Consider the following 5,610-nt stretch of genomic DNA (forward strand, 5'->3'; position numbering starts at 1 on the left):
CGGCGCTCGGCTCGCCACCGCGTTGCGCCCGCGCACGGGCGTGGCCGCGTTGTCGGCCGATCTGCCCGCGCTGCGTTCCCACGAGTTGGACCGGGTGCTCGCGGCGGCGGGCGACGCGCGTCGAGCGTTTTTGGCGGACGCGGCGGGCGTGGGAACCACGTTGCTCGCGGCGGCGGCCGGTGTGCCGTTGGCGCCGGGCTTCGGCGGTGCGTCGCGGGCTCGACACCTCGCGTCCGGAGCGGTCGAACTGGCGCCCTACGACGTGGATTCGGTCCGTCGCGACGTGGACACGGGCGAGGATCTGCGCGCGGCGTTGCGCCTGGGCGTGGGCGCTTGCACTGCGGCGGTGCTGCCCTCGGTGCCGTTTTTGCCGCGCGCGGCCGCCTCCTGACGCCGCGTCGGATGCGCGTCGTGCCCGGCGGCGGTCACAATGGGGCCATGCAGGGCACCGTGTACAGCTTCGAGACCGACTCGCGGGAGGGTGTCGTGTTGCTTGACGACGGCTCCCCCGTGCCCTTCGACGCCGCGGCGTTCGACGCCGGTGGCCTGCGTTTTCTGCGGCCCGGCCAGCGAGTTCGGATGCGGATGGACGGGGATCGGGTTTCGTTGGTGACGCTGCACACCTTTGCGGATCCGATGCGGTAGCGGAGTTCGCGATCGGGCGCCTGATCCGGTCGGGCGAGTCGGGTCGGCTCGGGATTGGGCCGGTTCGGGTTGGGTCGGCTGCTTGGGTGGGTGCAGGTCGGGTTGGGTTGGCTCGGATCGGGTCTCCGACGACAGACGGCGACGGGCCGGATCCCCCACGTGGGGGTTCCGGCCCGTCGCCGTTCGTGCGTGTGCGCTGTGCGACTACCGCTGCGTCAGACCTTCTTGGTCGCGCGCTTGGCGGCAGGCTTCTTGGCTGCCGGAGCCTTGGCGGCAGCGGCGGGCTTGGCCGCCGCCGTCTTGGCGGTGGAAGCCTTCGGAGCCTTGGTCGCCGGAGCCTTGGCCGCAGGGGCCTTGGTCGCGGCGGCGGGCTTGACGGCCTTGGTCGTGGTCGCCTTGGTCGCGGTGGTGGCGGCCTTGGCGGTGACCTTCTTCGCGGTGACCGGCTTGGCCGCGGCCTTGGTCGCGGGAGCCTTGCCGGCCTTCTTGCCGGCGGGCTTGGCGGTGGCGGCCTTGGTGGGCGCGGACTTGGCGACGGTCGCGGTCTTCGCGGCCGCCGCGGTCTTGCGGGTGGTCGCGGCCGGAGTCTTGACCGCGGCGGCGCGAGTGGTGGCCGGCTTCGCCGGTGCCTTCTTCGCCGTCGTGGCCTTGCGGGTCGTCGCCTTCGTGGTGGGCGCCGAAGCGTCCGCCACGACCACGCGCGGAGTCGGGCTGCTCTTGGCGGCCGCGCTCTTCACGTTGGGCTTCGGAAGCTTCTTCGTCCCGCTCGTGTAGTCCTTGAAGCCTTGGCCCGCGCGGAAGCGCGGCACCGAGGTCTTCTTCACGCGCACCCGCTCACCGGTCTGCGGGTTACGGGCGTATCGAGCCGGACGGTCCACCTTTTCGAACGAGCCGAAGCCCGTGATGGACACCCGGTCTCCCGCCGTGACCGCACGAACGATGGTGTCGAGGACGGCATCTACTGCCTCTGCGGCGGCCTTGCGGCCTCCCAGTCGGTCAGCGACCGCCTCGACGAGCTGCGCCTTGTTCACGTCTTCCCCTTCGGAAACCGATGCCGGGACAGTTCAGCCGGCATTGGGCACGCTAAGCATCCAAAAGTACCGAAGCAATTACCGAACGGGCGAATCACCCTTGTGTCGCACCGGATTCAGGCTTCGGCGGCTTCCCGCTAACTCGCGGGCCCCGCGTCAAGTTCTTTCATGAGCTTGGCCAAGCGCCGGGAGGCGTCGGACAGATCATGCTTTGCGGCGTCGGTGATGACCAACAAGCGGCGGATTAGCGCCACTTTCGCCTCGTTGGGTAGTTGGAGCCTACGTACCCGGGCGTGGGCAACCTTCAACCGGGTGGCCAGTTCGGCGAAGAGTTCTACTTCTTCGAACTCGTTCACGTGTCGGCCTTGGTGCTCCACACCGCAATTGTGACAGCTCATCCGCCTATGGGCACAACGGGGCGCCCATTGGGGGTGCACCGCGAACGCGCGAGCGGCGGGACGCCATCGCGTCCCGCCGCTCGATTCTCGCCGATTTGCTTGTCCCGTAAGGGAGTTCGTGATCAGCCCACCGGCTGGGTGCTCGGCAGCCACGCGGGGCGAGTTGCCTCGAACGTGGTGATGTCCGCCTCGTGACGAAGAGTCAGGCCGATGTCGTCCAGACCTTCGAGCAGCCGCCAGCGCGTGTAGTCGTCGATCTCGAAGTCCGCGACGATGTCGGCCGCGCGGACCTGACGACCCACCAGATCGACGGTGATCTCGGCGGTCGGGTCCGCCTCGGTCAGGGCCCACAGACGTTCGACGGTCTCCTGTGGCAGCACGACGGTCAGCAGGCCGCCCTTTTGCGAGTTGCCGCGGAAGATGTCCGCGTAGCGCGCGGAGACGACAGCCTTGAACCCGTAGTTCTGCAGGGCCCACACCGCGTGCTCACGCGAGGACCCGGTGCCGAAGTCGGGACCGGCCACCAAAACCGTGGCGCCGGCGCGCTCGGGCTGGTTCAGCACGAAGTCCGGGTTCTTGCGCCACGCTTCGAACAGACCGTCCTCGAAGCCGTCGCGCGTGACCTTCTTGAGCCAGTGCGCGGGGATGATCTGGTCGGTGTCCACGTTGCTCTCGCGCAGCGGAACTGCCCTGCCGGTGTGGGTGGTGAAGGCTTCCATGGCTCAGACTCCTGCGGTGCTCAGGTCGGTGGGTGCTGCCAGGTGGCCCAGCACCGCGGTCGCCGCGGCGACCTGCGGCGAGACCAGGTGGGTGCGGCCGCCCTTGCCCTGCCGTCCCTCGAAGTTGCGGTTGGACGTGGACGCGCTGCGCTCGCCCGGCGCGAGCTGGTCGGGGTTCATGCCCAGGCACATCGAGCAGCCCGCGTAACGCCATTCGGCGCCGAAGTCGGTGAACACCTTGTCCAGGCCCTCGGAAACCGCCTGGAGGGAGACGCGCACCGAGCCGGGTACGACGAGCATGCGCACGCCGTCGGCGACCTTGCGGCCCTTGACGATTCCGGCGACCTCGCGCAGGTCCTCGATCCGCCCGTTGGTACACGAACCGACGAAGACCGTGTCCACCGCGATGTCGCGCAGCTTCTGGCCCGCACTCAGGCCCATGTACGCGATGGCCTTCTCGGCCGCCGCGCGCTCGACCGGGTCCTCGATGGCGATCGGGTCCGGGACCGCGTCCGCGAGCGGTGCGCCCTGACCGGGGTTGGTGCCCCAGGTGACGAACGGCGTGAGCTCGGAGGCGTCGATGACGACCTCCTTGTCGAACACCGCGTCGTCGTCGGTGGCCAGGCTCTTCCAGTACTCGACGGCCGCGTCCCAGTCGGCGCCCTGGGGCGCGTGCGGACGACCCTCCAGATACTCGAACGTGGTCTTGCACGGGGCGATCATGCCCGCGCGGGCGCCGGCCTCGATGGACATGTTGCACACGGTCATCCGGCCCTCCATCGAGAGGTTCCGGATCGCCTGCCCGCGGTACTCGATGACGTAGCCCTGACCGCCGCCGGTGCCGATCCGCGCGATCACCGCGAGGATCAGGTCCTTCGCCCCGACGCCGTCGGGGAGTTCGCCTTCGACGGTGACGGCCATCGTCTTGAACGGCGCCATCGGCAGCGTCTGGGTCGCGAGCACGTGCTCGACCTGGCTGGTACCGATGCCGAACGCCAGCGCGCCGAACGCGCCGTGCGTGGCGGTGTGGCTGTCACCGCACACCACGGTCATGCCGGGCTGGGTCAGCCCCAACTGCGGGCCGACCACGTGCACGATGCCCTGCTCGACGTCGCCGAGCGAGTGGATCCGCACGCCGAACTCGGCGGCGTTCTTGCGCAGCGTCTCGATCTGGGCGCGCGAGACCGGGTCGGCGATGGGCTTGTCGACGTCGAGCGTCGGCGTGTTGTGGTCCTCGGTCGCGATCGTGAGATCGGTGCGACGAACCGGGCGACCGGCCTGGCGCAGGCCGTCGAACGCCTGCGGGCTGGTCACCTCGTGCAGCAGGTGAAGGTCGATGTAGAGCAGGTCCGGCTCGCCCTCCGCGTGACGCACCACATGTGCGTCCCAGACCTTCTCCGCGAGTGTCCGTCCCATCGCTGTCCCTCCGGCCGGCGTCGTTGCCGGCTATGTGTCCTCGGTCGCCGCGGATGTGGCTGATTCCGCATCTCGCGATCGACGCCTTGGCGCGTTTCCCTGCATGCCGGGTGGTTTTTCCGCCATCGATTCCGCGCGTTTCACAACTGTGCCGGCACCGGTGTCCTCGACGGACTTGCGTCTCGTAATCCGAGACGGCAGTATCAAGGCATGGACAACTCTAGCGGAGTCGGCGTTCTCGACAAGGCCGCTGTGGTGCTGGCCGCGCTCGAAGCCGGTCCCGCCACGCTCGCGGGCCTCGTCGCCATAACCGGTCTTGCCCGACCCACGGCGCACCGCCTCGCGGTCGCCCTGGAACACCACCGGCTCGTCGCGCGCGACATGCAGGGGCGCTTCGTCCTGGGCCCGCGATTGGCCGAGTTGGCCGCGGCCGCCGGCGAGGACCGTCTGCTCGCCGCCGCCCACCCCGTCCTCGCGCACATGCGCGACATCACGGGCGAAAGCGCGCAGCTCTACCGACGCCAGGGTGACATGCGCGTGTGCGTGGCCGCAGCCGAACGGCTCTCCGGCCTCCGCGACACCGTGCCCGTGGGCAGCACGCTGCCGATGAAGGCCGGCTCGGCCGCCCAGTGCCTGCTCGCGTGGGAGGAGCCCGAGCGCCTGCACCGCGGCCTGCAGGGCGCCCGCTTCACCGCCACCACGTTGTCCGGCGTGCGCCGCCGCGGCTGGGCCCAGAGCATCGGCGAGCGCGAGCCGGGCGTCGCGTCCGTCTCCGCGGCCGTGCGCGGCCCCAGCAACCGCGTGGTGGCCGCCGTCTCGGTCTCCGGGCCGATCGAGCGCCTGACCCGTCACCCGGGCCGACTGCACGCGCAAGCAGTCATGGAGGCAGCCGCCAAGCTGTCCGACGCCCTGCGTCGGGCCCAGGTGGAGGTCTGAACAGATTCTCGGAGAGCCGGTCCGTCGCGCACTCGACGCGGCCGGTACCTACGGGCGGGGCCGCGAGGTCGGACCGCGCCGCCCCGTCGCGGTAAAACCGCAGCCGCGCACCGAAACGCAACGGGTGGTGCGGGTGGGAACCATCGCAAGCCCACCGACCCGAACCCGCAGCAACACACCCCGCCAAGTCCCGCTCCAGCCCAGGCCAGGCCGCGCAAAAGCCACCGACCGCCGAAGGCCAAAAACGCAGGAAGACCTCTCGCTGTTGCGAGAGGTCTTCTTTCGAGGTAGCCCCGACGGGATTCGAACCCGCGCTACCGCCTTGAGAGGGCGACGTGCTAGGCCACTACACAACGGGGCCTCGGTACTGCAGGTGTTGATGTCGGATCTGGTAGCCCCGACGGGATTCGAACCCGCGCTACCGCCTTGAGAGGGCGACGTGCTAGGCCACTACACAACGGGGCC

Annotated in this window: 6 protein-coding genes, 2 tRNA genes and 1 pseudogene; 3 read left to right on the top strand and 6 right to left on the bottom strand. The window is 69.9% G+C overall.

What is annotated here, in order from left to right; genetic code table 11:
- Together GT354_RS22400 and GT354_RS22405 are read left to right on the top strand one after the other, a co-directional pair.
- A pseudogene (locus tag GT354_RS22400) lies at positions 1-391 on the top strand (2-phospho-L-lactate guanylyltransferase); the annotation flags it as partial.
- A 47-nt stretch (positions 392-438) separates the two neighbouring features.
- Complete coding sequence (locus tag GT354_RS22405) at positions 439-645, top strand: hypothetical protein (protein WP_161358162.1); 207 nt, start codon at positions 439-441, stop codon at positions 643-645.
- A 215-nt stretch (positions 646-860) separates the two neighbouring features.
- On the opposite strand, the gene GT354_RS22410 is transcribed toward GT354_RS22405, so the two are convergent.
- The 4 genes from GT354_RS22410 to leuC all read right to left on the bottom strand — a co-directional run bounded on the left by GT354_RS22410 (position 861) and on the right by leuC (position 4,209).
- Positions 861-1,676 carry an HU family DNA-binding protein gene (locus GT354_RS22410; RefSeq protein WP_161358163.1) on the bottom strand — a complete coding sequence of 272 codons (816 nt, stop codon included), beginning with the start codon at positions 1,674-1,676 and terminating at the stop codon, positions 861-863.
- A 137-nt stretch (positions 1,677-1,813) separates the two neighbouring features.
- Complete coding sequence (locus GT354_RS22415) at positions 1,814-2,032, bottom strand: hypothetical protein (protein ID WP_346012123.1); 219 nt, start codon at positions 2,030-2,032, stop codon at positions 1,814-1,816.
- A gap of 164 nt (positions 2,033-2,196) precedes the next feature.
- A complete protein-coding gene (gene leuD, locus GT354_RS22420; RefSeq protein WP_161358165.1) occupies positions 2,197-2,793 on the bottom strand; it encodes a 3-isopropylmalate dehydratase small subunit in 597 nt (198 codons plus the stop codon).
- 3 nt (positions 2,794-2,796) lie between these two features.
- Positions 2,797-4,209, bottom strand: coding sequence for a 3-isopropylmalate dehydratase large subunit (leuC, locus tag GT354_RS22425; RefSeq protein WP_161358166.1), 1,413 nt, complete (start codon positions 4,207-4,209; stop codon positions 2,797-2,799).
- 210 nt (positions 4,210-4,419) lie between these two features.
- On the opposite strand from leuC, the gene GT354_RS22430 reads away from it, so the two are divergent.
- Complete coding sequence (locus tag GT354_RS22430) at positions 4,420-5,145, top strand: IclR family transcriptional regulator (RefSeq protein WP_026218813.1); 726 nt, start codon at positions 4,420-4,422, stop codon at positions 5,143-5,145.
- A gap of 288 nt (positions 5,146-5,433) precedes the next feature.
- On the opposite strand, the gene GT354_RS22435 is transcribed toward GT354_RS22430, so the two are convergent.
- Together GT354_RS22435 and GT354_RS22440 are read right to left on the bottom strand one after the other, a co-directional pair.
- A tRNA-Glu gene (locus GT354_RS22435) sits at positions 5,434-5,506 on the bottom strand.
- Between the two features lie 28 nt (positions 5,507-5,534).
- Positions 5,535-5,610: transfer RNA gene (locus GT354_RS22440), tRNA-Glu, on the bottom strand.

Source organism: Streptomyces sp. SID3343 (genome assembly GCF_009865215.1).
Lineage (GTDB): Bacteria > Actinomycetota > Actinomycetes > Streptomycetales > Streptomycetaceae > Embleya.